Origin of the sequence: Paraglaciecola algarum, from assembly GCF_021532655.1 — a bacterium.
GTDB lineage: Bacteria > Pseudomonadota > Gammaproteobacteria > Enterobacterales > Alteromonadaceae > Paraglaciecola > Paraglaciecola algarum.
In genome coordinates this window covers 705,712-731,545 of sequence record NZ_JAKGAS010000001.1, presented here as the reverse complement: position 1 = coordinate 731,545, position 25,834 = coordinate 705,712, and the positions used below count along the sequence as shown (strand labels likewise).

The following is a 25,834-nucleotide window of genomic DNA, read 5'->3' as shown; positions in this document are numbered from 1 at the left end:
ATGGATTACGCAACGAGCGGTAGCATTTATACAGTAGTTGTATTCGTAAGTTTTATTGGAATTGTTTGGTGGGCTTTTAGTAATAAATCAAAAGCAAATTTTGATGAGGCAGAAAAGCTTATTTTTGACGATGAACCTGAGCACAACAAGCGGGAGTCTAAGGTAGATGAGTAGTTTTTGGAGCATTTGGATTTCAGTTATTACACTGGGGTCAATTTTAGGTTGTTATTTATTACTTCGCTGGTGCTTAGCAAACAAAACCGGTGTTGAAGAAGGCGACGATATGCATCATGAATTTGATGGTATTGTTGAAATTAATAATCAACTTCCTAAATGGTGGACTATGTTATTTTACATCTGCATAGTCTGGGGAGTCGTTTATTTAGTTTTGTATCCTGGATTAGGTAGTTTTAAGGGAGTTCTGAATTGGCAGAGTTCTAATCAAAACATTCGTTCTTTAGCAGAGTCTAAGGCAGCAGTTGAAGCTCTTAAAACCAATGGCATAGTTAGCCAATATGACAGGGAGGTGGCAGCAGCAGATAAAGCATTTGCGCCTATTTTTGAAGCTTACTATCAAAAATCTGTTGAAGAGTTAGCTAAAGATCCAGAGGCACTTAAGGTCGGCCAACGATTATTTGCTCAAAACTGCTCTCAGTGCCACGGTTCAGATGCCGGCGGACAACGAGGCTTCCCGAGTTTAATTGATGATGATTGGTTATACGGTGGCTCACCAGATAAGATTAAAGAAACACTATTAAATGGCAGAAAAGCCATGATGCCAGCTTGGATTGATGTATTGGGTGCTAAGGGCGTGGATGAGGTCGTAGCCTATACGTTAAGTTTGAGTAATCGCCCTGACTTAGATCAAAGTCTTGTTACAGCGGGTAAAGACAAGTTTACTAATTGTGTTGCTTGTCATGGCCCGGACGGTAAGGGTAACCAAGCCTTTGGTGCGCCCAACTTGACAGACCAAATTTGGCTTTACGGTGCAACTGAAAAGTCTGTGACAGAAACTTTAACCTATGGTCGTAATGGTGTAATGCCAGCGTTCAAAGACACATTAGGTGAAAAGAAAATCCACTTAGTGGCTTCTTATGTTTACAGCCTGTCACAAAAATAGTCGGGTTAAGTTAAATTAATAAATAGCCCCGCTAACCCGGGGCTTTTTTATTCCACCCAGCTCGTTCTAAAATACTTTGACATTATAGAGTATAATAATTTCATGCAAAACACAGAGTCCCTCCCCTGGTATAAACAATTTTGGCCGTGGTTTTTAATCATAGTACCAGCTACTTCTATGGTGCTTAGTTTTACCATGATGCATTTAGCTTTCACGAATGAAGACAGTATGGTAATCGATGATTATTATAAGGAAGGTAAAGGCATCAACGTGAAGTTACAGGCCATCGAGAATGCAAAAGCCTTAAATATAGTTATTCAAGCAAAAATAACGAATCAAAATATAGAGCTTACATTTATATCGGGTGAGCCAGAAAATGGTGAGGCATTAACTCTAGACTTTTATCATTCAACTCAAGAACACAAAGATTTTTCGACTAAGGTATTTAGAGATGCAAACGGCATATACCGAGCGCCAATCGATAAAGTAATTGACGGTAAATGGCGACTAAGTATTCATCCTTTCACTAATAGTTGGAAAATACAAAAAACGATTTCCCTACCACAAGAATCAGCATTTGAAATAAAGCCCTAATCTAAAATAAAGCCTTAAAATATATGCCAGAAAACTGTTTTCATTGTGGCTTAAAGAATAGCCCTGCACATCACTATCAAACTCAGGTATTGGGTAAAACACAATCGTTTTGTTGCCCCGGCTGCTTAGCTGTAGCAAAAGCTATAATTAATAATGGTCTTGAAGATTATTACAATTATAGAAATGAGTTTGCTGAAAAAGCGGATGACAAAAACAACTCTATTTTAGATAAGTTGGCAGTGTTTGATGACGAATCTTTTTTACAAGAATTTGTCCAAACAGATCACGAATTTAGCGAAATTCAACTAACGGTTTCTGGAATAAATTGCGCAGCTTGTGGTTGGTTAATCGAAAAGCAGCTAGCCAAACTACAAGGTGTGGGACGCGTAGGTGTTAATGTAGCTGCCAGAAGAGCCACTATCACTTGGTTAAACGAGCAAATTAAATTAAGTGAGATATTAAGTCAGATAGAACAAATTGGCTATCATGCTAAACCTTTCCAACCAGAACAGCACGAACAAAGTTACCGCCAAGAAAATAAAAACTTTCTCAAACGTTTAGGCTTAGCTGGCCTAATGACAATGCAAGTCATGATGTTAAACCTAGGGGTGTTTTTTGATTTATTTGGCCACTTAGACACACAAACTAAGCAATATTTTAATTGGGTAAGTTTACTCTTGACCTCCCCTGTTATTTTTTACTCTGCTGCTCAATTTTATACCAGTGCCACCAGAGCCATAAGTGCTAAAACCGTGAATATGGATGTGCCAATTTGTGTGGCACTAACCGTAATTTACTTAACTAGTTTATTCGCAACAATACAAAATACTGGGCAAACCTACTTTGAGTCTCTATGTATGTTTGTATTTTTGTTACTTATTAGCCGTTATTTAGAACATGGGGCGAGATATAAAGCCTCACAGTTGTCAGCCAATATGCTCGAATTTATCCCAACAACTGCGAGTTTGCTAGAAAATGGAAAAGCGAAATCAGTATTAGCTAAATCAGTAAAAGAAGGTCAATTAGTCTTAGTTAAAAGTGGTGAGTTGATCCCCATAGATGGCATTATTATTGAGGGTAGCGGCCAAATAGACGAAGCGATGTTAACCGGGGAATTCAACTTAGTTCACAAAAGAGTTGGAGATCAAACATTTGCAGGTACATTAAATCAATTGGGCACTCTGACTATTCAAGTATCAAAAGAGTTAAAACACTCTTTAGTCAACCAAATATCTCGATTACAAACCCAAGCTTTAGCCAGTAAGCCTAAAATTGCCGGACTAGCCGATAAGTTTTCTCAGTATTTCGTCGCAGCTGTATTGGTAATTTCAATGGTGACCTATTTCACTTGGCTAACTATTGATAGCTCGCAAGCATTATGGGTTACCGTTTCTGTATTGATTGCCACCTGCCCTTGTGCATTAGGTTTGGCAACACCATCCGCTTTATCTTGTGCAGTCGCTCATTTAAATAGCAAAGGAATATTACTAAAAAGGGCCGATGCACTGGAGCAAATAACTAAAGTTAACTGGGTAGGGTTGGATAAAACCGGCACCTTAACAAACGGACAATTCTCGGTAACTCAATGTTTTAATCTATCAAAAATAAGCCAAAACGAGTTATTAAGTATAGCAGCAAGTTTAGAACAGTATTCCTCCCATCCAATCGCCAAGGCCTTTAGTGAAGATACTGGTTTACAACAGGTCACTAAGTTTAATTCCGAGGTAGGACAAGGGCTTACAGGTATAGTAAATAACGTATCATATAAGATAGGATCTGGTTCTTTTATGGATTTTGAGATACCTTCACCACTAAAACACTGTAATGTATTTTTGCAATCAGAAGATGCTTTGCTGGCTGGCTTTTTATTACAAGATACGATTAGAAAAACCAGTATGAATTTTATAAAAGGACTCAAACATAAAACTGTATCACTTATTAGTGGAGACAGCCTCAATATGGTAACTGAGGTAGCCAATCAACTTAACATTAAAAATTTTTATGCCTATCAAACACCTCAACAAAAATTAAGCTTAATACACCAAGCTCAGTTGGAAAACAATATCGTGCTAATGATAGGCGATGGCATTAATGATGGCCCTGTTTTAGCAAAAGCCGATGTATCTATTACCCTTGGCGCAGGTTCTGATTTAGCCAAGTCTTCATCAGACATAATTTTATTAGATAACAATCTAGATAAGATCCGGACCGTTTTTAGCTTAGCTAAACGGTGTAAAACAAAGATAATGCAAAATATTAGTTGGGCTATCGGATATAACCTGATAGTGCTACCGTTAGCTTTTACGGGATATTTAACACCTTGGATGGCAGTTATAGGTATGTCACTGAGCTCACTCATAGTGGTGGTTAATTCCGTCCGTTTATTAAAATAATTAGGTTACAAGTTTGAATATTATTTATGTTTTAATCCCTCTAGCAATTTTATTGGTAGGTATAGCTGTTGTGGTGTTTTTCTGGGCGGTCAAGTCCGACCAATTTGAAGATCTAGAACGTCAAGGTAGTAGCATTTTGTTTGATGATGACCTACCGAATAAATCACCTAAAGATCAACTAAACAAAGACAATAATGCCTGAACTCAGTTTTATCTCCGCTTTTCTAGTAGGTTTGGCTGGCGGGGTACATTGTGTTGGTATGTGTGGAGGAATTGTTGGAGCATTTAGTTTCGGTATTCCTAAATCAGATAATTTATTTCCTTATGCCCTAGCCTACAATATGGGTCGAATTTTAAGTTATACCCTAGCTGGATGTATAACCGGATGGTTAGGACATATATTTTCGAATCAAGTTTACCAAGGCCTGATAATCTTACAATTTTTCAGTGCTGTTTTTTTGCTGATGCTCGCTCTATACATCAGCGGTTGGTGGCATGGTTTAACTAAAATAGAAAAGTTTGGCAATGGCCTTTGGAAACACATTCAGCCCAGGTCAAAACGTTTTATCCCCTTTAAAAGCCCATTATATGCCCTACCATATGGAATACTTTGGGGCTGGTTACCTTGTGGTTTAGTATATTCTATTTTAACTTGGTCGTTAGCCAGTGGTTCAACAATCACAGGTGGATTAATCATGTTTGGCTTTGGTTTAGGTACCCTGCCCGTCATGTTGTTAACGGCCATGGGTTTTGAAAAAATAAAATCGACTATTCAACATCCAACTAGCAAAAATATCATTAGCATTTTGTTATTAATCTTTGCCAGTTTTCAACTGTTTAATACTATTAATTTATCCCTTAACTAATCTACAAAATTACTATGCATAAACTGGCAGATTTGCAAATAGTTTCATAAGCTTAAAGTATAAATTAGTGCATTAATTCAATACAGAGTAGCTATTATGAATTACCAAAAAATCCTTGCAGTAATCGATCCAGAAACAGACCAACAAAAGTCTCTTTCTAGAGCCGTAGAGATTGCTCACATTAATCGTGCAAACGTCACGGCCATGTTAACTATTTATGATTTTTCATACGAGATGACTAGTATGTTAACGACTGATGAAAGAGAAAACATGCGAAACGCTGTGATTGAGGATAAAACAGATTGGCTGGTTAATTTAATTGAAAAAGAATTCAGCAATATCAGTATCACTATAGATGTAAAAATCGTCTGGCATAATAGGCCTTACGAAAGCATTATTTACGAAGTGTTGGATCAAGGCTTTGATTTAATCGTTAAAGGCACCAAACAACACGACAATTTAAAATCCATCATATTTACCCCCACAGATTGGCATTTAATGCGCAAAGCGCCGGTTCCTGTGTTATTAGTAAAAGAACATGCATGGCCAAGAAATGGTGAAATTATTGCCGCAATAAATGTAGGGGTAGACATAGAAGAGCACTTGTCGCTAAATCATTTAATTACCAAACAAGCTTTACATTTTGCCCATTTATTAACGTCAAACGTACATTTAGTGAATTCATATCCCGGAACACCAGCAAATATAGTCATAGAAATTCCAGAATTTAATCCAGCAGCCTATGACCAGGCATCTAAATTACATCATCAAAACACTATGATGGAGCATGCTAAACTACACAAAATAAACACAGAAAATTGTCATGTGGATATTGGTTTACCTGAAGATGTGATCCCTAAATATGCCGAGCAACTTGATGCCGAACTTGTAGTGTTAGGCACTATCGGCAGAAGTGGTATATCAGCCGCTCTAATAGGTAACACAGCGGAGCATGTTATCGATAAACTTAATTGTGATGTGTTAGCCATTAAACCCGAAGGCTTTGAATGCCCGATTAAACTTTGACTACTTCTTTGTTACATCAAGTAAGCAGCATTAAGCTCTCGCCATGAAAAATAAGCCCCATTTTAATTGGGGCGAATATCGCCATTTACAGCTTAGTTATACAAATCTAGGTAAATAATTGACCACTCAGCGAGAGTTTAAAAGGGCTTAATCAAGGCGCATGACTAATAGCTCTTTATTAAAAATCACCTTGTTCTCTTTCGAAGTCATGCAACACAGAGTAAGCCCTTTTAAAAATCGTCTGAAAGGAATACCCCTGCGGGTTTTGCGCCTATCTTTGTAAAAAGATCGGGGGCTCACTAATTGAAAGGGAACAACCATTACGACTTAGTGACTCCTTAATCAAAACCCGCTGGACGCATTCTGAGTGACTACTTATTTACCTAGATTGGTATTAAGGTATAATCGCGCCACACTAAGCTTGTCACAAGCGTATTTATCAATTAATAAAAGTCCCGGTAATGAGTCAAGTAACAACACCTAACAAAAGCCAAAAACAAAACTTTCACAAACTGCAAAAACGTATTCGCCATAACACAGGCAAAGCTATAGCTGACTTTAAAATGATTGAAGAAGGCGACAAAGTTATGGTGTGTTTGTCTGGCGGTAAAGACAGTTACACTATGTTAGACGTGTTATTGCATATGCAAAAAGTCGCGCCTATTTCATTTGAAATAGTTGCGGTGAATTTAGACCAAAAACAACCCGGCTTCCCAGAACATGTTTTGCCGACGTATTTACAATCATTAGGTATCGACTATGAGATTGTTGAAGAAGACACTTATTCAATAGTGGTAGACAAAATTGAAGCAGGCAAAACCACTTGTTCTTTGTGCTCTAGACTTAGACGAGGCATTTTGTATTCAACTGCTACTCGTCTAGGCGCCACAAAAATAGCGCTAGGACACCATAGAGACGACATGTTAGAAACCCTATTTCTAAACATGTTCCATGGCGGTAAGTTAAAATCAATGCCACCAAAATTGGTGAGTGATGACGGTAAACAAATGGTGATCCGCCCTCTGGCCTATTGTGCTGAAAAAGACATTTTGCAGTATTCCAATGCTTTAGAATTTCCAATCATTCCTTGCAACTTGTGTGGCTCTCAAGAAAACCTACAAAGAAAAATGATCAAAGGCATGTTACAAGAATGGGATCAAAAATATCCTAGCCGAATTGAATCTATGTTTAAAGCGATTCAAAATGTAGCTCCATCACATTTAGCAGATAAACAACTCTACGACTTTGAAAGTCTAAAGACTCAAGACGGCCCTTTTAAAGATGGTGATATTGGTTTTGATCAACCTGAGTTTAATCCCCTTTCATCAGAAAAGCATGTAACTAAAACGACTAATATTAGTCAGATTCAGGCAATTGATGTGACTAACCTTTAGTAAGGCTAAAAACAGGTTATTAAAATACCAATAAATTACGTATACATTTTTCAAGAATATTTGTATTACATATTTCAAGGTGTGGAAATAAGAAAACGAAACTATCTTTCATAAAAATAAAAGATGAAAAAGATTTTTTACTCAATGTTTGGTTTGTAGGTGTTTGATCGCTAGGCAGTCGACTACCCGGGATAGCGAAGTATTTCGTCGCTACGCGACCAGCCTTCGGCTGTCCAAAAGTTTTCCAGAAACTTTTGTACTCGGGCTATCCTTGCCCTCGCCTCTTCGAGGCCGCACTGTGTGCGTTCAAAAGTTTTCCAGAAACTTTTGTCGAACCCCAGGGTTTCTCATCCCGACGCTATTCCGCGTAAATGAAAAAGGCCCAACGAACAACGTTGAAAAGATAAATTACTCAATGTTCAGTTTGGAGGTGTTTTAACAGAAAGTAGATTACTGAACGGGATTCACTCGTATCTTCCCTGATACTCACCCTTCGGGCAGCCTACGGCTGTACTATTTTTGCCATACAAATAGTCGAACTAGGAGTTCGAACCAAGACATCGCTATCCGCCATATACGAAAAAACCCGCTAAAAAGCGGGTTCTTATTTCGTATATGGCGGATAGCGAGGGATTCGAACCCCCGGTACGTTTGACCGTACGTCTGATTTCAAGTCAGGTGCATTAAACCGAGCTCTGCCAGCTATCCAAATTTTTAATTCAAAGTAACAGGTAATTCATATTTCCTCACTTCGAATTGAGGGCGCATTTTAGAGACCTTTGTTAAGGATGTAAAGCGGGATCCTTTACCTTACCGACTAACCGCTGATTTATTGAGCAAATAGCTTAAATCTAGATTTAAACATACAAAATGTGTTGATCGTGAAGTGGACAAATTTTAACTATTTTTCAACAAATATATGACGTTACTGTTAAAAGTCGTTATAGTGTCACCATGCATTTATTGTTAACAATAAACAAATAGTGAATTAAGTATGAAAAATAATATTACTCGTCGTTCCGCTTTAAAGATGTTTGCTGCTGGTGTGGTCGCTTCTAGTGTCACTGGTTGTAAAACAACAGCTAACGAATCATCAGTTGAGTCTGCTAAACGTGGTACACAAACCCACAAAGATAACTGGGCAAACACCCATGATCGAGTTTGGTTAGGTGGTGAATATTGGGCCAATCCTATGGAAGATTGGACAGTCAAATCTGGCGGGGCTGAATGTTTGAGCCAAGGTGGCAATAGAAGTATTCATTCCCTCACCCACCAACTCACGCACTTAGATCAAAATTTTGTGATGTCGGTCACTTTAAACCGTTTGCAATCTGCTAAAAATGACGGAGGCGCTGGCATTCGACTTGGAGCAAAAAGTGAACTAAACGAATACCGCAGTAACTGTTTTGCCTTAAAAGGTTATGACTTAGGGATTAAAAACGAGCAGTTAGTCTTAGGCTCTACCAAAACATCTTTAACACAGAATGTTGATAACCAAGACGTTAGATTAGATCTAATTGGCACGGCACAATCAGGGGCCATGGCTTTAACACTAACCGCAACACTCGTTACATCAGGAACAGTTATTGCCACTTTAGAGCACCTTGTTCCAGCAAATGAATTATTAGGTAATGTTGCCTTAGTCAGTAACTTTTCCAACTCTGCCACAACGAGAGATGAGCTTGAGACCAAAGGTAAACCAGGTGCTCGTTATCGGTTTAGTGATTGGACTATGCAGGGCGAAGCTTTTTCGGTTAGTGAAGACAACAAGTTCGGCCCCATTTTGTGGACTATGTACACATTAAGTGACTCTCGCAGTGACAAGGGCTTTGTAATGAACCTAAGCGCTTATACAGGGGCACTAGGTGAACAAGATAATCAGACAATTGAACTACAAGCATTTAAAAACAATAAATGGGTATCTTTAGGAACAGAAAAAATACATCCAGAAGGTTGGTTAGCCACATTCCGTTTAAATAATTGGAATGAAAAACACGATACCCCTTTTAGAGTGGTATACCGTGAGAAACACTCTGATGGCACAGAAACACCAGATATTTACACAGGAAACATAAAAGCCAATCCATCTAACAAAAAGTTACGCATGGCAGCCCTAACCTGTCAAAATGACTATGGTTTCCCATATGAACCAGTGGCTAAAAATGTTGAAAAACTGGGTCCAGATTTAGTCTTTTTCTCTGGTGACCAGATATACGAAAGTCACGGTGGCTTTGGAATAGTACGTACACCTGACAACCTTGCCATGCTGAATTACTTGCGAAAGTTTTATCAATTTGGCTGGGCTTTCAAAGACGTTATGCGTAACCAGCCTACTGTGTGTTTACCAGATGACCATGATGTGTTGCAGGGTAATTTGTGGGGTGAAGGCGGCGCCACTATGCAAAACATTCAAAAAGATCCCACAGCTGCTATTTTAGGTGGTTATATTCAATCACCTAAAGTTGTGAATATGGTGCATAGAACGACCTTAAATCATCACCCTGCCCCGCATGATCCAACGCCAACGAATGGTATTGGTTCGTACTATGGCGAAATGATTTATGGCGGTGTGAGTTTTGCCATAATCGCCGATAGACAGTGGAAAAGTGGTCCTGAACGCATAAACATCGAAGTGGGTGTGACAGGCCAAGATGAAGATAAGTTTAGCTACAACCCTAAATTTAACCCTCCTGGTTTAGATTTGTTAGGTAAACGCCAAGAAGAGTTTTTAGTGCAATGGGGCAAAGATTGGCAAGGCCATAATTTAAAAGCAGTACTTAGCCAAACAGTATTTGCTGGGATCTGCACCCATCAACCCACACCTAATAGATTCATGAAGTATGACTTTGACTCTAGTGGTTGGCCTGCGTCTGCCCGTAATCGCGCTGTAGGTGTAATGCGTGACTCAATGGCCTTACATATCTGCGGTGACACTCACCTAGGCTCATTATCACAATATGGCGTAAATAAACAAAGAGATAGTAACTGGGCTTTTTGTACCCCAGCTATTTCAGCAGGTTGGCCAAGATGGTGGAAACCAGACTCTATCAATATGCCATACGAAAATCGCCCTACTCATAATTTGGCGGATACTGGAGAATTCCACGATACCTTTGGCAATAAAATGTATATCTATGCGGTGGGTAACCCAGTTGTTGGTAAGTCTGGTAACAGGTACGTTAAAGCCCATGAAAAAGGCAGTGGTTTCGGCTTTATTACTTTTGATACCGAAAAGCTTACTTACACTATGCATGCCTATAAATTTTTAGTAGATGTCACTGATGGTAAAGCTAGCAACCAATACCCTGGTTGGCCGGTCACCATTCATCAAAAAGAAAACAAAGGTGAAAACCTTATCGGATAAATACTCTTAAAATGCCTGTCATTTGTTAACAGGCATTTTCTAGCAAAGGAATGGTTTATGAACGACCTATTTTTTATAGCTTTACTCACTGCAATACTTGGTGGATTACCGTTAATTTTTGTGGGTTATCAAATTGCGATAAACAATAAGCGACATTGGATAAATGGAGCAGATCAGTCAGTAATGTCAAATCCTGAAGGTTTCGGCAAATATGTGGGTTACAGTATCTTAGTTACTGGTCTTTTGATCCTATTAGTTTCTAGCTTATTGTATGCTCAAGTATTTGGCTATCTTGGCTTTGGAGTGGCAATAATGATAATTTCACTATTGCCTCTACCTTGTTTTTTCAAGGCAAAACAAAAATACTCATAAAACCTACCTGTAATTTAAGATCAAGCGACCAGCCAATATAGTAATTGGGCTGGTTTGTTTATACTTTTAGAAATACGATTTGCCACTTTTTGCTTAGGCCTATTCAACTCTAGTCCAAGTAGTACTGCGGCCTATCCAACTAAACCCTATGTAACCTTTCATTTTTAAGGTATCACCATCTTCTTTAAGTTTTGCCTGACAGCTATAGGTTTTACCCGATTCAGCATCGTATATTTTGCCGCCATCCCATTCGTTTTCATCCGTTAGTTTTAAACCTGTTAGTAAGGTCATACCTAATATCGGACGTACTTTTAAGGCTTTGTCATCATTTTTCACATCAGTTTTGGCATGGCCTAATACTGCGTCTTTTTGATTTTTAACATCTTTCTCTGTCCAGATTGGATCTTTTAACCAAATGATGTCGCCACACACCTCAGTACCGCAGGCATACACTTTAACTTTAGCATCCTTGTTTTCGGTAAACCAAACACCCTGTATGTCGCCTGCAAAACAGCTTGTAGTGACTAAAACTGATAATAAACAGCTACATAAAAACTTACTCATAATTTTTCCTTTTGTTACTTTGCGCACTGAATGTTTACGCTAATTCCACATACCTTACTTTAGGGCTAGTGTAGCCATTTTCATGGTACTTTCAAACGACTCTGATCCAGCAATAAACCGCCCATTATGACAAAACATAGCGTCATTAATTCCAGTTACCTCTTGTAAGGCTTGGTCTGACAAACCTGCCCACTCTTTAGGTAACGGCTTTTTGTCTTCAAAGGAACCAGGTTCAACAGGTACAGCTTGAATTCTCCATTGGCCGGTCTGCGAAGGATAAACAATGTATAAGGCCTTGGTTGTTAAGGTATGTACGGTTCTTTTCCAAGGTACATATTTGTCTAATACTATGACTCTTGGATCTTGCGCACTTTTAATTGCTTTAGCTACAATTTCTTTGGCACTTATGCCTCCGCTACACGATGCAATAAATCGGGCTAAAATACGCCCTGCAAAATCTACGGCTTGGTCAAAGCAAGCATCGTAATCTCCTTCTTCTTGCCAAGAAGGATTAAACATTGAAATAGTTTGACTTAAACTAATACCCTCGTAAATACCATCCACATGACCACAATCAATAGCATCTATTACCGAAACCAGTCCAGCATCAACAGCATCGGCTACCTCTTGGTTACCCTGACATATTTCTACGCCATATTTTTTCCAAATTAAACCAAATGAAGAATATGGGACGCCATTTTCTCGAGCCCCTGCTCCGCCACGTTGATGATGATCAAAACGGCCCAAATCTGACTCGTATATGCCTCCAACATCAATCACAATGTCAGCTTTGGCAATCAGCTCTGTACTTCGAGTACGAACAAGTTTAAATGAAGGAAAAATGCACTTAAGCGCAGCGATACTAAAAACATCATCTGCGTGAAAACTGCCGTTATGAGTTACGATTGTTAGGTTAGTCATTTAATTGGTGTCGTCTTAAAATAGGAAATGAAAAATAAATTGAATGATGGCCTTTTCGAAATCTAACGATACAAGTCATCAATTTAATGCGGCGCTAATTGTAAACCAAAACCAACCCAAAAAGCACAAAATAGACATTAGATGTCTTTATCTAATGATCAACACAACTTTTTACGGTTGTTTGAGTTTTGTTTCAAATAGATTCTGCAATCAGCGTCTGTTTTTAGGCACATAATTTAAAATAGAAATAGGTACCGTCTTTTTAACTGGGAATCCCTCAAACTCTTTTCTAGTAATAATATGTCCAAGGTGACTTTCAATTGCACACAGGTTTCTAAAATTATCTTTAGCCACAAAGGAAATTGCCTCTCCGTTAGCACCAGCTCTACCTGTTCTACCTATACGGTGGATATAATCTTCTACTTGATCAGGCACATCGTAATTTACGACTCTAGACAAATTCTGTATATCTAAGCCCCGCGCAGCGACTCCTGTTGCTACCAAGAACTTTATTTTACCCGTTTTAAAACTAGCTAGTATTTTCTCTCGATTGCCTTGTGTTCTGTCTCCGTGAATACTATCTGCTTGTATACCTCGTTTTTCTAACTGACTCACCAACTTAGCTGCTCCCTGCTTAGTTTCAATGAAGATGAGTGCTTGATCCCATTTTTGCTCTTTAATCAAATAACTTAATAACGAGGACTTATTGCCCTTGTCTACCGTCACAAGCCATTGATCTATTTTTGCCGCAGAAGTTTTGTCTGGCTTAATCGATATTTCCACAGGGTTATAAATGGAACGTTTAGCCAGAGCTCGAACTTCCTTAGAAATAGTCGCAGAAAATAATAGGTTTTGTCTTTGTTCGGGTAATCGTTCAATTATTTTATTGATGTCTTCTATAAAACCCATATCTAACATTCTGTCAGCTTCATCTAACACTAAGAATCCTAGCTCATCAAAGTGTAAAGCTCGCTGATGTGCCATATCTAACAAACGCCCTGGTGTAGCGATGAGTATATCCACGCCCAATATTAAGCCTTGTTTTTGTTCAAAAGCATCAACCGCGCCATACATGGCCATTGAGCTAATTTTTAAATTTTGACCATAACTCTCAACACTTTTTTCGACTTGAATAGCCAATTCTCGTGTTGGGACTAATACGAGAGCGCGGATACGTTTGCCTCTCAATTTCCTTTGAGTATTAAGTCGCTCCAATATTGGCAACACAAAGCTAGCTGTTTTGCCTGTTCCGGTTTGCGCTGCAGCTATTAAATCCTTACCAGACAATATGCTAGGGATAGCCTCACGTTGAATAGGCGTAGGCTGGGTATAACCTAATGCGGATAACGCGGCAAGAATTGGATCACATAAATTCAATGACGAAAATGACATGTTTAACCTTATAAGAACACGAAATGAAAGACAGTTAAGTGCTTAGTATCTGAATACGATTTTGAATAACCTGTGTAGAACAGGCTAGATGGATTCTAAACAAGCTTAATGGTATTACAAAAACATAGATAAGATTGTTTAGATTACTGAAAATACATTTTTTTAAAAAATAAGAAGTTGCTCAAATAGCCAGGAATGATATTTAGGCCGCCTTAATAGCGGCCATCATTTATTATAAATAATTAAGTATCTTGCAGTATCTAAATGTTACCTATTTATGAGTAATTCACGATCGGTTAACTGTGCAGCTATTGCGTTATCCGCAATTGGAACTGGTTTTTGCCTTTTCCATGAACTAAAACTAACACTCCTACTTACCGTGCGCTTGGCTCGATTCAAACATTTATTAATGGCGTCGTACATATCAAGAGTAGTTTCTTCAATTACAATGGTTGACATACCTTTGACTTTAATAATTGTTTTACAGCATTTATCTTCTCCCCCTTTGGGCCCATTCACATCGAATAAACTAACATTAATTCGGTTGATATTAGCTTTATATCGGCCAAGATTGAGACTTAGCTTTGATTCAACATAATGTTTAAGTGCCTTGGATAAAGCAAACTGTCTAGCTTGAATATCGATTATCATAATAAAAGTCCTCTAAATATTATTAGTTATGTGGGGAAACTCACAATTAAATTATCAAGTTAGAAAACAAAGGAAAATTCGTTTAATTATTGTAGTAAACTTCGATTTATCCGATGTTTAAACCTGAAATAAAGAGTAAATATGCACTCATCAATTAACTACAAACACCTTAAATATTTTTGGGTCGTGGCCAATGAAGGCAGTATTGCCAAGGCCAGTGCCAAATTACACATCACCCCACAAACCATTAGCGGTCAACTCTCTTTGTTAGAAGATAATTTAGCAAGCACCTTATTTGAAAGAGAAGGAAGAGGGCTCAAATTAACAGACACAGGGCGACTGGTATTAGGTTATGCCGATGAAATATTCTCCTTAGGCAGAGAACTCAGTGATGTGTTAAGGGGAATGCCAAATATTGGGCCTTCTGAATTTATTGTTGGAGCAGCGAGCTCTTTGCCAAAAACAATAGTTCAAAAAATAATAGAGCCTGGCTTGTTAGTTGAGCAAGATATAACGTTAACAAGTCTTGAAGGCCCCGTGGACATGTTATTAGCAGACTTAGCTATCCATAAGGTAGATATGGTATTGAGTGATACTCCATTAACAGGCACTTTAAATATAAAAGCATATAATCACAAATTAGGTGAAACAGGTTTGACATTTTTCGCTAGTCCTAAGTTAGCCAAACAGCTTAAACACAATTTTCCTCAATCTTTGAATGGCGCACCAACACTAATGCCGACAAGTCAATATTCTATTAGAAAACAAATAGATTTTTGGCTAAATGAACAGCAACTTTATCCCATGATTAAAGGCCAATTTGACGATAGCGCATTAATGAAATCTTTTGGTCAAGCTGGATTAGGCGCATTTTTTATGCCCAGTATTATAGTGGAAGAAGTATGCAAAAATTTTGCTGTTGAAGTTATTGGCCATGTAAACGAAGTAAAACAAGAGTTTTACGCTATTTCCGCAGAAAGAAAAATTAAGCATCCTGCGGTATCCGCTATATGTAATAATGCTAGAACATCACTATTCGTTTAATCCCTCAGTACCTTCTATTTTTCCTTACTACTTAATAAACATCGATTTTTTCGAACTTTAAGTTAATTTAATTCGACTTTTTCTCGTCAAATATTTTTCTTAGACTAAATTCAGTCTAAAAGAGGATATTTTATGAACTTTCAAAACTTATTAAATCAATTTACTGGTTCAGATACTCAAATAAATAAAACCCAACATTCAGGCAATAAACATAATGCTTTGAGCTCTGGGCTTTTAGGAGGCGCTGCTGCGGGTGGAATAATGGGCTTATTAGCAGGAAACAAATCCGCCAGAAAATTTGCAGGTAAAGCGGCTATGGTAGGAGGAACGGCATTAATAGGAGGAATTGCTTTCAAAGCTTATCGTAACTGGCAACGTAATAATAATTTACAAGTTTCTGCTAGTTCGAATAGCCAAAACGATAAAAGTTTTGAAGAGTCAACCATTAACCAACAACTAATGTCTGACGAATTTCAGTTGACCTTAATCAAAGCAATGATTGCAGCAGCAAAGTCAGACGGGCACATCGATGCAAACGAGCAACAAAGAATATTTTCTGCTGTCGAAAATATGAACCTCAACCAACAAGTAAAAGGATTAGTGTTCGATCTGCTTAGACAGCCTATTTACATTCAAGAACTTGCAATGAGTACACATAATCTAGAACAAAAAACGGAAGTTTATTTGGCTTCATGTTTAGCAATTGATGCAGATACAGATGCTGAAAACTTGCACTTAGAAGAGTTGGCAAAAGCGCTTAAATTACCAGCAGATCTTGAACACCAAATAAAAATACAAGCTGGGTATGCGCTAAACAACCAACAAGTCAGTGTTAGTTGAAATAGGTGTTCGAACAAAGACATCTCTATCCGCTATATATGAAAAACTGCATAGGACAAGAAAAGCTGCTTAATGTAAGGGGCGACAGTGTTAGAAACAGGGGTAGGTACTGGACGGGATTCTCTCAGGTACATCCATGACCAGCCCCTTCCGGCGCCCAAAGGCGGTGCACCAAAGTTTGTTGGAACAAACTAGAATAGCTTTAGCTAGCTCACGAAGTGAGTGAACTACATGGATGTAGTGAATAAGATGTACCAGACATTTTGTACTCGGGCTATCCTTGCCCTCGCCTCTTCGAGGCCGCATTACGTCCGTTCAAAAACTTTCCTGAAGTTTTTGTCGAACCACGGGGGTTCTCACCCCTCGCGTTGACATTGGTGACAAATTTAAGGCAATAAAAAACCCGCTACATGTGCGGGTTTCTTAAATATGGCGGATAGCGAGGGATTCGAACCCCCGGTACGTTTGACCGTACGTCTGATTTCAAGTCAGGTGCATTAAACCGAGCTCTGCCAGCTATCCAAATTTTGTCTCAATACGTGCTCAACTACTAATTATTAAGTCGGTACGAATCAAGGACGCGAATAATAGAGACCTTTTAATTTGAAGTAAAGTACTAAATTTAAAATATTTTTTGTTTGTTTATAGTTTGTTCGCTTTGTGTGAATTTACATCAAGTTACCTTTTGTATTAAAGATTTAATACGGTATTACTTGAATTATTGAACCAAACCCCATACAAATACACTATATACATATGAAACTATTTTCACTTTCAATATTGGAGAATAAAATGGAACAAAGAACGTCATTTAGTACAGTTGGTGAAGCTTCTGCTTTACAAACCAATAAGGTACTACGTAACACTTACATGTTGTTAGCTATGACTTTAACATTCAGTGCCGTTTGTGCTGGTGTGGCAATGTCTGTAGGACTTGGACAAGGTGCTGCCATGATGATGAGTCTTGGTGCGCTTGTGATGATCTTCTTTTTAAACAAAGCAGCTGAAAGCTCAATGGGTATTTGGTTTGTATTTGCTTTCACAGGTTTACTAGGTGGTTCATTGGGGCCAATGCTTAATTACTACGCAGGCTTTCCAGGTGGTACAGAGACTATTGTCCAGGCTTTAGGGACAACAGCTTTAGTGTTTTTTGGTTTATCGGGATATGTATTAACCACTAAAAAAGATTTCTCTTTTATGGGCGGCTTTTTACTTGTTGGTTTGATCGTAGCAGTTGTAGCTTCAATTGCTAACATTTTTCTGGGTATCCCAGCGTTAAGCTTAGCAGTTAGTGCAGCTATCGTATTCATTATGTCTGGTTTCATCTTATATGATACAAGCCGTATCATTAACGGTGGTGAAACTAACTACATACGAGCAACTGTATCTATGTATTTGAATATCTATAATTTATTCACATCTATTCTTCACCTGTTAGGCGCATTTGGAAACGATGACTAATTTGTAAAATTTAACTAGATTTTTAAAACGCCTCAGCTTGCTGGGGCGTTTTTTATGATACATTTAAACCTGTTATACACACTTACTTAGGAACTCCCTCTCTGCGTTCATGGCCTCATTTACTTTGTTAGTTACCAGTGCTCCATTTTCTGATCAAGGCTCCAACTCTGCCTATAGGTTTTCCCTAGCCGCCCTTGAAGCTGGACATACAATAAATGGTGTTTTCTTTTATGAAAACGGCACCTTAAACGGCAATAGCTTACAGATATCCGCCTCTGATGAATTTGATTTATTAAATGCTTGGCAAGCTTTGGTTACACAGCACAAAGTACCGTTAAAAGTATGTGTAAACGCAGCCACCAAACGTGGAGTTACCAATGCCCAAGACGCAGAGGAATCAGATAAGCTTCATTTCAGTTTATCTAATAATTTTGAATCAGTGGGTTTAGGTGACCTAGCGGTATTAATAAAAGATAGCGACAGACTGGTGCAGTTTTAATGATCAATATACCTAAAGGCTCTATAGCCATAATCAATCAAACCGCCCCTTATGGTAGCTCCAAAGGCCAAGAAAGTTTAGAGTTGGCCTTGGCCATGAGCAATTTTGGCCAAGCCGTCAGTCTATTTTTTGTTGAAGATGGAGTATGGCAATTAATTCAAAATCAAGACCCTAAAAAAATTGATAGTAAGGCTTATCATAAAACCTTTGCTGCACTTGAGTTTTACGAGATTGAAAACATTTTTGTGTGTAAACAAAGCTTAGTAAAGCGCAATATTTCAGTCGAAAGTTTATGTATACCGGTTACGATAATTGAACAGACTGCTACGCCAGCGCTTTTAGCTAAACATGTTAAGTCGATGGTGTTTTAATGATCTTACATAAATTTACTGCTAGCCCATACACTTCAACTCTCATAGAACAAACTATCGAACGTATTGCCCCACAAGATAAGGTTATCTTAGTGCAAGATGCCGTTTATGCTTGTACCCATAGGGATTTAGCTAAGAAGTTGGCAAAATTTAAACCAGTTTATTGTATTCAAGATGACTTGGTAGCAAGAGGTTTAACCAATGTCCAGCAAGGCTTTCAGGTTATATGTTACAAAGAGTTTGTCGAATTAACCTTAACCTACAAGCAAGTGATAAGTTGGTAAATAAAGTGGATTATGTTTTAGAGTTTGCTGGAGAAAATATTGCTGTAGACAAAGCAGGATATCTATTAAACGTCCAAGATTGGAAGCCTGAACTGGCGCCTACTCTTGCTCAACAAGAAAATATAGAACTAAGTGATAATCATTGGGAAGTAGTGAATTTTGTAAGGGCATTCTACCTAGAATATAACACTAGCCCTGCAATGCGTGCCTTAGTTAAAGCCATGGCCAATGAATTTGGACCGGAAAAAGGTAACAGCCGCTACCTGTTTAAACTTTTCCCCAAAGGGCCAGCCAAACAAGCGACTAAAATTGCTGGATTACCTAAGCCTGCGAAATGTTTGTAGTCATTTAACTAATAGACGAAGACTCTTTTAAATACGTCCTTGCATTTATTTACAAAATATTTACTTTATATATAAAATCAACTCTTTACTGATCCTTTTGCTGACTGTTAACATTGTATTTACGGTATATTGGTAAGTGGTAAACAGATGCAAGACCTCAAAATCAGCAGAAGGGTATTTATTGGTGCAGCAATGTACCTAGTGTCTGCCCCTATATTTGCAAGCTCCTTGATTAAATCCAACAAACTATTAAAAATTGAAACTAGCGGTCAATTTTACTCAGCTTTAGAGCTTACGGTATTAACTGATGTAGCTGAAATTATGATCCCCAAAACCACTACTCCAGGTGCCACAGATGCCCATGTAGTTAACATACTTGACGGATTAATGCTTACTTGGGCTGGCGCTAAAACTAAACTCCAATTTAAAACGACCATTGAACAAATACAAACACTAGCAAATGATACCCACGGCACTAGTTATGCTGATTTACCATTAAATTTACGACAACAACTAATAGAAGAATTAGACCTGGCAGCCTTTAATAACAAGCAGACTACTCTATCTGCCAATTACAGGCGGTTAAAAGAAATGATATTTCATATCTATTACACTTCAGAGCAAGCCAATCCAGATTTTAAACTGATACCTGGCAGTTATCACGGCAACCTCAGCAAACAAGATTTGAATAAAATAAATAGCGGGTTCCTAATATGAAACAAGGATATGACGTAATAGTTGTAGGTTCGGGAATGACTGGTGGCTGGGCGGCTAAGGAATTCTGTGAGAAAGGTTTTAAAACCTTAGTAATTGAAAGAGGTCGCCATTTAGATCACCCAAGTACTGAGTACAAAGACATGCAAGCACCTTGGCAGTTAGAAAACCGAGGATTAGCTTCAGAGATATACGACGAACAAGGCCGTTATCGTATGTTAAAAACCAAAAAGAAAAAATTAAAAACGGAATCCATTCAATTTTTTGCTGATGAAAAAGAATACCCCTACTCATACCCAGAAGACCGGCCTTTTATGTGGACTAGAGGTTATCACTTGGGTGGCCGTTCGCTAACTTGGGCACGTGTCTCCTTGCGTTTCGGGCCTAAAGATTTTGAAGCGAATGCCAAAGATGGCCACGGGATCCCTTGGCCAATTGGTTATGACGATTTAGCCCCCTGGTATGACTATGTTGAAACCTTTGCGGGAATATCTGGAAATAATGACGGTTTACCGGATCAACCCGCCGGCGTGTATCAAAAGCCATGGGATATGAGTTGTGCTGAAGAGTTTGTTTCACAAAACATTGCTAAAAACCTAAAAGATAGACACATGATCATTGGCCGTACGGCTAATATGACAGAGCCAACCGAAGTACAAACCAACTTAGGTCGCACCAAGTGTCAGGCTCGCTCGTATTGTGAACGAGGTTGTACTTTTGGTGGTTATTTTAGTGCCTTAGCTGCCACGCTTCCGGCAGCCAAAAATACAGGAAATTTGACCATAGTTACAGATGCCATTGCCTCTCATATTGATTATGATGAAAAAACTGGCAAAGCATTAGGTTGTTAGTATTGTCGATGCTAAAACACATGAAAAACGGAGTTATACAGCCAGAGTGGTGTTTATGTGCGCTTCCGCTTTAGGTTCGGTACAAGTGATGCTCAATTCAAAATCTAAAACCTTTCCTAATGGCATAGGCAACTCTAGCGGTTCATTAGGTCATTATATTATGGATCATTTTACCGGCGCTATGGCTGGTGGAACAGTGCCTGGATTTGAAGATAAATATTCTTATGGGCGTAGACCAATTGGTACCTATATTCCAAACTTTAGGCATGAAAAATCTGACGATGTGGATTTTGTTCGTGGCTACGGTTTTCAAGGGGGTGCAGCAAGTAGGCCATTGACTGGTACGACAGCCAAAAAAGTGGGTATTGGTGCACAAGCAAAAGAAAATGCCAGACAATATGCACCTTGGCGATTTTTTACCGCTATGTTCGGTGAAATGCTGCCCTACTATGACAACTACGTTAGTTTACACCCTAGTAAAAAAGATAAATGGGGAATTCCTCTACTCCATATTGATGCCACTATTCGTGAGAATGAACGAAAAATGATTGTTCAGGCGGCTAAAGATGTCAAAGAGTTACTCGAAGCAGGCGGTTGTACAAATGTAAAAGTCACAGAAACCCCAGCGGATAAACACATAATGGTCGGCGCTCGTACCCATGAAATGGGCGGCGCTTGTATGGGAGATGATCCCAAAGTATCAGTATTAAATAAATGGGCTCAATCACATGATGTCCCAAACTTATTTGTAACTGACGGGGCATGTATGTCGTCATGTTCAACTCAAAACCCATCTCTTACTTATATGGCTATGACCGCTCGTTCGGCGGATTACGCAGCAAAACTTCTGCAAAAAGGAAAACTATAATGAATAGACGTAAGTTTATTGTCTCATCAGTCGCCGCTGGCGTAGCCGGAAGTGCTTTAAGCTCTTGTGCATCCACAAAAGTTAACAAAGAGTTAAGCACGAATATCATGCCTTTAGCCGAAAGACAAAAATGGCTTGGCTCGTTTTCGTGCAATATCGAAATGTGGTTTAAACATCTACCATTTTTAGACCGAATTAATGCGGCCAAAAAAATGGGGTTTAACGCGGTAGAATTCTGGGATCCGAACTCTAAGAAAAAAGCTAAAAATCCAACTGAAATTGCAAAGAGAGCAAAAGACCAAGGTATTACCATTACTAGTTTTTCACCTGGTGCCCCTTCCCTAGCTGACGCCAGTAATCACAATAAATTTATTGAGTGGACTCAAGGCACAATTGAATTGTGTGAGTTGTTTGGTGTGCCTAATTTTAACTTAACCGGCCATAACAACATTAAAGGACAAACAGAACAACAAAACATTGAAATCTATACCCAAGCCATAAAATTAGCTGCACCGATTTTTGAAAAAGCGCAAGTCATGGCAACCATTGAACCTTACAATCCATTCAACCATCCAGGCCATTTTATCAATGGTGTTGAGCCCGGTTTATCAATTTGCAGAGAGGTTAATTCTGCTAGTATTAAACTCAATTGGGACTTTTTTCATATGCAGCGAACAAATGGAAACCTCATTACCCATATGGAAAATGGTTTTGATCAAATTGGCTACATTCAACTGGCTGATTCACCAAACAGACATCAACCAGGTACAGAAGAAGTCGCCTATGGAGCGGTATTGTCTCGCCTAAGAGAACTTGGCTATAAGGGCTATATAGGCGCAGAATGTTTTCCAAAAGACAAAGATGATCAACAAGCAGCTTTAGATTTAGCCAATTTAGCTAAAAGTATTAGTCTTAGCCCACCAACTATATAGGCCCTAATCATGTTAATTACGGAAAATTACCAGTTTATAAGGAAGACAGTTATGAAATTTTTTGCTCGTAGAAAATACACTTGGTTAGTTTTAACAAGCTTTATCTGTACCCAAGCTTTTTCTGTAGATGTGTTTAAAGCCGATAAACTCTTTGCCGAAGAGAAATACCAACAAGCCATTCAAGAATATTCTCAAGCAGCGAAAATTGGCAGCCCTCACGCTTTTTACCAATTAGGCACTATTTATCACAAAGGATTAGCTGTTCCGATAGATAATATCAGTGCGTATATATGGTTTTCAATGGCCTCACAATACGACTTTAATGACTCTGCAGAAGCCGCCCAAAATATATACGCCTTGTTAACGGATAGTCAAAAATCCAGAACGAAGGAACTATTACCAGCAGTAGCTGCCAGCTTTGGTAAAACTCAGGTTACTAGCCAATATTTTCCTGTTCTCAATCAAGACCTACTATCAGAAAAAATAACCTTTGGCGGAGATGGTGAATTAACTGTTAGTTATCAAGATGAAGATCTTATTTTAGAGGAAATACATGGTAGTTTTGAAGATGATGGCTTTGATACCAACGACTCATTTTCCGGTGATGAAACTGGGGCTTACGAGTTTAGTGCAGGTAATCAGCTTTCAGAAATGCGCCCAGGAGATGATTTACGTTACTCTATTCAACTACGCCCAGAATTTAAATTCACCAGAAGAACCCCATTTTTGATTGTTGACTACGATATTGGACCTGATGGCTCAGTACGAAATGCTACTCCCGTGCAAAAGATTGGTTACTCCCGCACTTTGGAAGAAAAATTCGTCAAAAATAAATTCCCTGCTCCGAATTTTCAAGATAGCAGAGTTAACTTTATGAACAGAAGTTATATCGGCTCAGCAGCTTATGCTAGAAACAAAATGGATCAAAAAAATGAGGCGCTATTTGACAAAGTACGTCGATTAGCTAAAAAACTAAAAGTTAGTGAAGCCAAAGAAGATAAATACCAATACGCCATGATGTTACTTACCTTTAAATGGCTCAAACAACAAGAAGGTGAAGCAGAAGCAAAACTTAAGGAATTAGCCCAGCTTGGCGATCCCCGCGCACAATATGAGTTAGGCGCAAAACTTTACAGAGAACAAACCAATATTGAACAAGGCATTTATTGGATTTCAGAATCTAGTAAATATGGTTTAGCTAAAGCGGAATATTTATTAGCTAATATCCTAAAACACAGCCCTTGGGTGGTTAACGACGAGAAAAAAGCCTTATTTTGGTATGAATCGGCGATGAGAAAAGTTCACCTAGCCGCCACACTTAAAGCATCTGAGTTAAGAATGTTAGCTATGGATAAATCATTACATAATTTTGAATCGGCTAATCAATACTTAGCGAGTATGACTGAAAGCCAAAGTAACAACCCTGAGTATTATTTTTTATTAGCCATTGCAGAAAAAAATAAAGCTAATAGAGATTTTGGTCAAGTAATCGATTACGTTGAAAAGGCCATTAGGCTGGGACAAAAATTAAATTGGGACGTCACTTATTGGCGTGGTTTAGTTCAAAAATGGACTACAGGTAAAGTGTATATTGTAGAATAATCCACCCCTGTTATTTTAGGATATAATGCCAGTCTATTTCACTAGACTGGCGTTTTAACAGGTCAAACAAAAACTAGCCTATGGATTCAACACCATTCATATAAGACTGCAAAGCCTTAGGAATACTGATAGAACCATCTTGCTGTTGGTTGTTTTCAAGAATAGCCACCAAAGTGCGGCCTACAGCCAATCCTGAACCATTTAGAGTATGTAATAATTCTGGTTTGTTAGTTTCGCTGCTGCGGAATCGTGCTTGCATTCTACGGGCTTGGAAATCTAACATATTCGAGCATGATGATATTTCACGATAAGTATCTTGAGCAGGTAACCAGACTTCTAAGTCATATGTTTTACAAGCACCAAAGCCCATGTCGCCGGTACATAACAACATTTTACGATATGGCAATTCTAATAGCTGCAATACCTTTTCAGCATGTCCTGTAAGCTCTTCTAATGCTTCAAATGACTTTTCTGGATGTACAAGCTGAACTAACTCCACTTTATCAAACTGGTGTTGACGAATTAAACCACGGGTATCACGACCATAAGACCCAGCTTCACTTCTAAAACAAGGAGTGTGTGCGGTCATTTTTACAGGCAGTTCTTTTGCTGCAAAAATTTCATCTCGAGCAATATTGGTTAATGGCACTTCTGACGTTGGGATTAAAGACAACGCCTGTCCTTCTTCTGTGGCTGGTTTGGTGTGAAACGCATCACCCATAAATTTAGGGAATTGGCCAGTACCACGCATGCTGTCGTGATTAACTAATAAAGGCACGTACATTTCACTGTAACCATGCTCTTGGGTATGTAAATCAAGCATAAATTGAGCTAAAGCACGGTGTAATCGAGCAATTTGTCCACGCAACACAACAAAGCGAGAACCTGTTAATTTTGTGGCAGTTTCGAAGTCTAAACCTTTCCCCACTGCAAAACCTAAATCAACATGATCTTTTACTTCAAAGTCGAACTGGCGAGGCGTGCCCCACTTAGATACTTCAAAGTTCTCCTCTTCATCTTTACCAGTTGGCACAGAATCGTCAGGTAAATTAGGAATACCTGCTGCTAAAGTAGCTATTTCATCTAATAAAGAAGCAAGTTCAGTTTTTGCTGTGTCTAGTTCGTCACCTAACTTGCCCACCTCTGCGAGTAATGGCTGAATGTCTTCACCAGATGCTTTGGCTTTACCGATAGATTTAGAGCGAACATTACGTTCATTTTGTAACTCTTGGGTTTTCATCTGTAAAGATTTACGTTTCTCCTCCAATTGAACAAAGGAATTTACGTCTAATTCGAAACCGCGCTTTTTAAGTTTTTCTGCCGTTTGTTGGATATCGCTGCGCAAAAATTTTGGATCTAACATCTTG

General features: G+C 38.6%; 25 protein-coding genes, 2 tRNA genes and 1 pseudogene. 21 read left to right on the top strand and 7 right to left on the bottom strand.

The genetic code is table 11. The features are described 5' to 3' along the window. The 8 genes from L0668_RS03035 to ttcA all read left to right on the top strand — a co-directional run bounded on the left by L0668_RS03035 (position 1) and on the right by ttcA (position 7,393). Positions 1-174 carry a cbb3-type cytochrome oxidase subunit 3 gene (locus tag L0668_RS03035; protein WP_235310577.1) on the top strand — a complete coding sequence of 58 codons (174 nt, stop codon included), beginning with the start codon at positions 1-3 and terminating at the stop codon, positions 172-174. Further along, on the top strand, positions 167-1,120 hold the full coding sequence (gene ccoP, locus L0668_RS03030; RefSeq protein WP_235310576.1) for a cytochrome-c oxidase, cbb3-type subunit III: 954 nt from the start codon (positions 167-169) through the stop codon (positions 1,118-1,120). The genes L0668_RS03035 and ccoP overlap by 8 nt, the downstream gene beginning before the upstream one ends. A gap of 102 nt (positions 1,121-1,222) precedes the next feature. Further along, entirely contained in the window at positions 1,223-1,714 is a 492-nt protein-coding gene (locus L0668_RS03025) for a FixH family protein (RefSeq protein ID WP_235310575.1), read from the top strand. Between the two features lie 23 nt (positions 1,715-1,737). Beyond that, entirely contained in the window at positions 1,738-4,107 is a 2,370-nt protein-coding gene (locus L0668_RS03020; RefSeq protein ID WP_235310574.1) for a heavy metal translocating P-type ATPase, read from the top strand. 13 nt (positions 4,108-4,120) lie between these two features. After that, positions 4,121-4,309 carry a cbb3-type cytochrome oxidase assembly protein CcoS gene (ccoS, locus tag L0668_RS03015; RefSeq protein ID WP_235310573.1) on the top strand — a complete coding sequence of 63 codons (189 nt, stop codon included), beginning with the start codon at positions 4,121-4,123 and terminating at the stop codon, positions 4,307-4,309. Then, on the top strand, positions 4,302-4,973 hold the full coding sequence (locus L0668_RS03010) for a sulfite exporter TauE/SafE family protein (RefSeq protein ID WP_235310572.1): 672 nt from the start codon (positions 4,302-4,304) through the stop codon (positions 4,971-4,973). Before ccoS ends, L0668_RS03010 begins: the two co-directional genes overlap by 8 nt. A gap of 96 nt (positions 4,974-5,069) precedes the next feature. Further along, positions 5,070-5,999 carry a universal stress protein UspE gene (uspE, locus tag L0668_RS03005; RefSeq protein ID WP_235310571.1) on the top strand — a complete coding sequence of 310 codons (930 nt, stop codon included), beginning with the start codon at positions 5,070-5,072 and terminating at the stop codon, positions 5,997-5,999. A 461-nt stretch (positions 6,000-6,460) separates the two neighbouring features. Beyond that, positions 6,461-7,393, top strand: coding sequence for a tRNA 2-thiocytidine(32) synthetase TtcA (gene ttcA / locus L0668_RS03000; protein ID WP_235310570.1), 933 nt, complete (start codon positions 6,461-6,463; stop codon positions 7,391-7,393). A gap of 616 nt (positions 7,394-8,009) precedes the next feature. On the opposite strand, the gene L0668_RS02995 is transcribed toward ttcA, so the two are convergent. Beyond that, a tRNA-Ser gene (locus L0668_RS02995) sits at positions 8,010-8,101 on the bottom strand. 286 nt (positions 8,102-8,387) lie between these two features. On the opposite strand from L0668_RS02995, the gene L0668_RS02990 reads away from it, so the two are divergent. Both L0668_RS02990 and L0668_RS02985 read left to right on the top strand, forming a co-directional pair. Next, entirely contained in the window at positions 8,388-10,757 is a 2,370-nt protein-coding gene (locus tag L0668_RS02990) for an alkaline phosphatase D family protein (protein WP_235310569.1), read from the top strand. A 57-nt stretch (positions 10,758-10,814) separates the two neighbouring features. Continuing rightward, positions 10,815-11,129 (top strand): hypothetical protein, encoded by a 315-nt coding sequence (locus tag L0668_RS02985; protein WP_235310568.1) that lies wholly within the window; start codon positions 10,815-10,817, stop codon positions 11,127-11,129. Positions 11,130-11,228: 99 nt separating this feature from the next. On the opposite strand, the gene L0668_RS02980 is transcribed toward L0668_RS02985, so the two are convergent. The 4 genes from L0668_RS02980 to L0668_RS02965 form a co-directional block, all read right to left on the bottom strand. Continuing rightward, entirely contained in the window at positions 11,229-11,693 is a 465-nt protein-coding gene (locus L0668_RS02980; RefSeq protein ID WP_235310567.1) for a DUF2147 domain-containing protein, read from the bottom strand. A 54-nt stretch (positions 11,694-11,747) separates the two neighbouring features. Next, positions 11,748-12,614, bottom strand: coding sequence for an MYG1 family protein (locus L0668_RS02975; protein ID WP_235310566.1), 867 nt, complete (start codon positions 12,612-12,614; stop codon positions 11,748-11,750). A gap of 210 nt (positions 12,615-12,824) precedes the next feature. Then, positions 12,825-14,006, bottom strand: a complete 1,182-nt coding sequence (locus L0668_RS02970) for a DEAD/DEAH box helicase (RefSeq protein WP_235310565.1) — start codon at positions 14,004-14,006, stop codon at positions 12,825-12,827. A 267-nt stretch (positions 14,007-14,273) separates the two neighbouring features. Continuing rightward, a complete protein-coding gene (locus L0668_RS02965; protein WP_235310564.1) occupies positions 14,274-14,657 on the bottom strand; it encodes an HPF/RaiA family ribosome-associated protein in 384 nt (127 codons plus the stop codon). Positions 14,658-14,798: 141 nt separating this feature from the next. Here L0668_RS02965 and nhaR point away from each other — a divergent pair, with 141 nt between their 5' ends. Together nhaR and L0668_RS02955 are read left to right on the top strand one after the other, a co-directional pair. After that, positions 14,799-15,701, top strand: coding sequence for a transcriptional activator NhaR (gene nhaR / locus L0668_RS02960; protein ID WP_235310563.1), 903 nt, complete (start codon positions 14,799-14,801; stop codon positions 15,699-15,701). A gap of 132 nt (positions 15,702-15,833) precedes the next feature. Continuing rightward, positions 15,834-16,541: a tellurite resistance TerB family protein gene (locus L0668_RS02955; RefSeq protein WP_235310562.1), complete on the top strand. Its 708-nt coding sequence runs from the start codon at positions 15,834-15,836 to the stop codon at positions 16,539-16,541. 430 nt (positions 16,542-16,971) lie between these two features. Here L0668_RS02955 and L0668_RS02950 read toward each other — a convergent pair. After that, positions 16,972-17,063: transfer RNA gene (locus L0668_RS02950), tRNA-Ser, on the bottom strand. 270 nt (positions 17,064-17,333) lie between these two features. Between L0668_RS02950 and L0668_RS02945 the strand changes: the two genes are divergently transcribed. From L0668_RS02945 to L0668_RS02900, 9 genes and pseudogenes are all read left to right on the top strand, one after another. Then, positions 17,334-18,002 (top strand): Bax inhibitor-1/YccA family protein, encoded by a 669-nt coding sequence (locus L0668_RS02945; RefSeq protein WP_235310561.1) that lies wholly within the window; start codon positions 17,334-17,336, stop codon positions 18,000-18,002. A 109-nt stretch (positions 18,003-18,111) separates the two neighbouring features. Beyond that, on the top strand, positions 18,112-18,501 hold the full coding sequence (gene tusD, locus L0668_RS02940) for a sulfurtransferase complex subunit TusD (protein ID WP_235310560.1): 390 nt from the start codon (positions 18,112-18,114) through the stop codon (positions 18,499-18,501). Beyond that, complete coding sequence (tusC, locus tag L0668_RS02935; RefSeq protein WP_235310559.1) at positions 18,501-18,872, top strand: sulfurtransferase complex subunit TusC; 372 nt, start codon at positions 18,501-18,503, stop codon at positions 18,870-18,872. Before tusD ends, tusC begins: the two co-directional genes overlap by 1 nt. Further along, complete coding sequence (tusB, locus tag L0668_RS02930; RefSeq protein ID WP_235310558.1) at positions 18,872-19,156, top strand: sulfurtransferase complex subunit TusB; 285 nt, start codon at positions 18,872-18,874, stop codon at positions 19,154-19,156. The genes tusC and tusB overlap by 1 nt, the downstream gene beginning before the upstream one ends. Positions 19,157-19,161: 5 nt before the next feature. Then, positions 19,162-19,500, top strand: a complete 339-nt coding sequence (locus L0668_RS02925; protein ID WP_235310557.1) for a TusE/DsrC/DsvC family sulfur relay protein — start codon at positions 19,162-19,164, stop codon at positions 19,498-19,500. A 147-nt stretch (positions 19,501-19,647) separates the two neighbouring features. Further along, a complete protein-coding gene (locus L0668_RS02920; RefSeq protein WP_235310556.1) occupies positions 19,648-20,217 on the top strand; it encodes a gluconate 2-dehydrogenase subunit 3 family protein in 570 nt (189 codons plus the stop codon). Next, a pseudogene (locus L0668_RS20995) lies at positions 20,214-21,933 on the top strand (GMC oxidoreductase). Before L0668_RS02920 ends, L0668_RS20995 begins: the two are co-directional and overlap by 4 nt. Next, complete coding sequence (locus L0668_RS02905; protein WP_235310553.1) at positions 21,933-22,865, top strand: TIM barrel protein; 933 nt, start codon at positions 21,933-21,935, stop codon at positions 22,863-22,865. Before L0668_RS20995 ends, L0668_RS02905 begins: the two are co-directional and overlap by 1 nt. A gap of 51 nt (positions 22,866-22,916) precedes the next feature. Then, on the top strand, positions 22,917-24,467 hold the full coding sequence (locus L0668_RS02900; RefSeq protein ID WP_235310552.1) for a tetratricopeptide repeat protein: 1,551 nt from the start codon (positions 22,917-22,919) through the stop codon (positions 24,465-24,467). A 73-nt stretch (positions 24,468-24,540) separates the two neighbouring features. Here L0668_RS02900 and serS read toward each other — a convergent pair whose 3' ends face one another. Next, entirely contained in the window at positions 24,541-25,830 is a 1,290-nt protein-coding gene (gene serS, locus L0668_RS02895; RefSeq protein WP_235310551.1) for a serine--tRNA ligase, read from the bottom strand. Between the last annotated feature and the right edge of the window lie 4 nt (positions 25,831-25,834).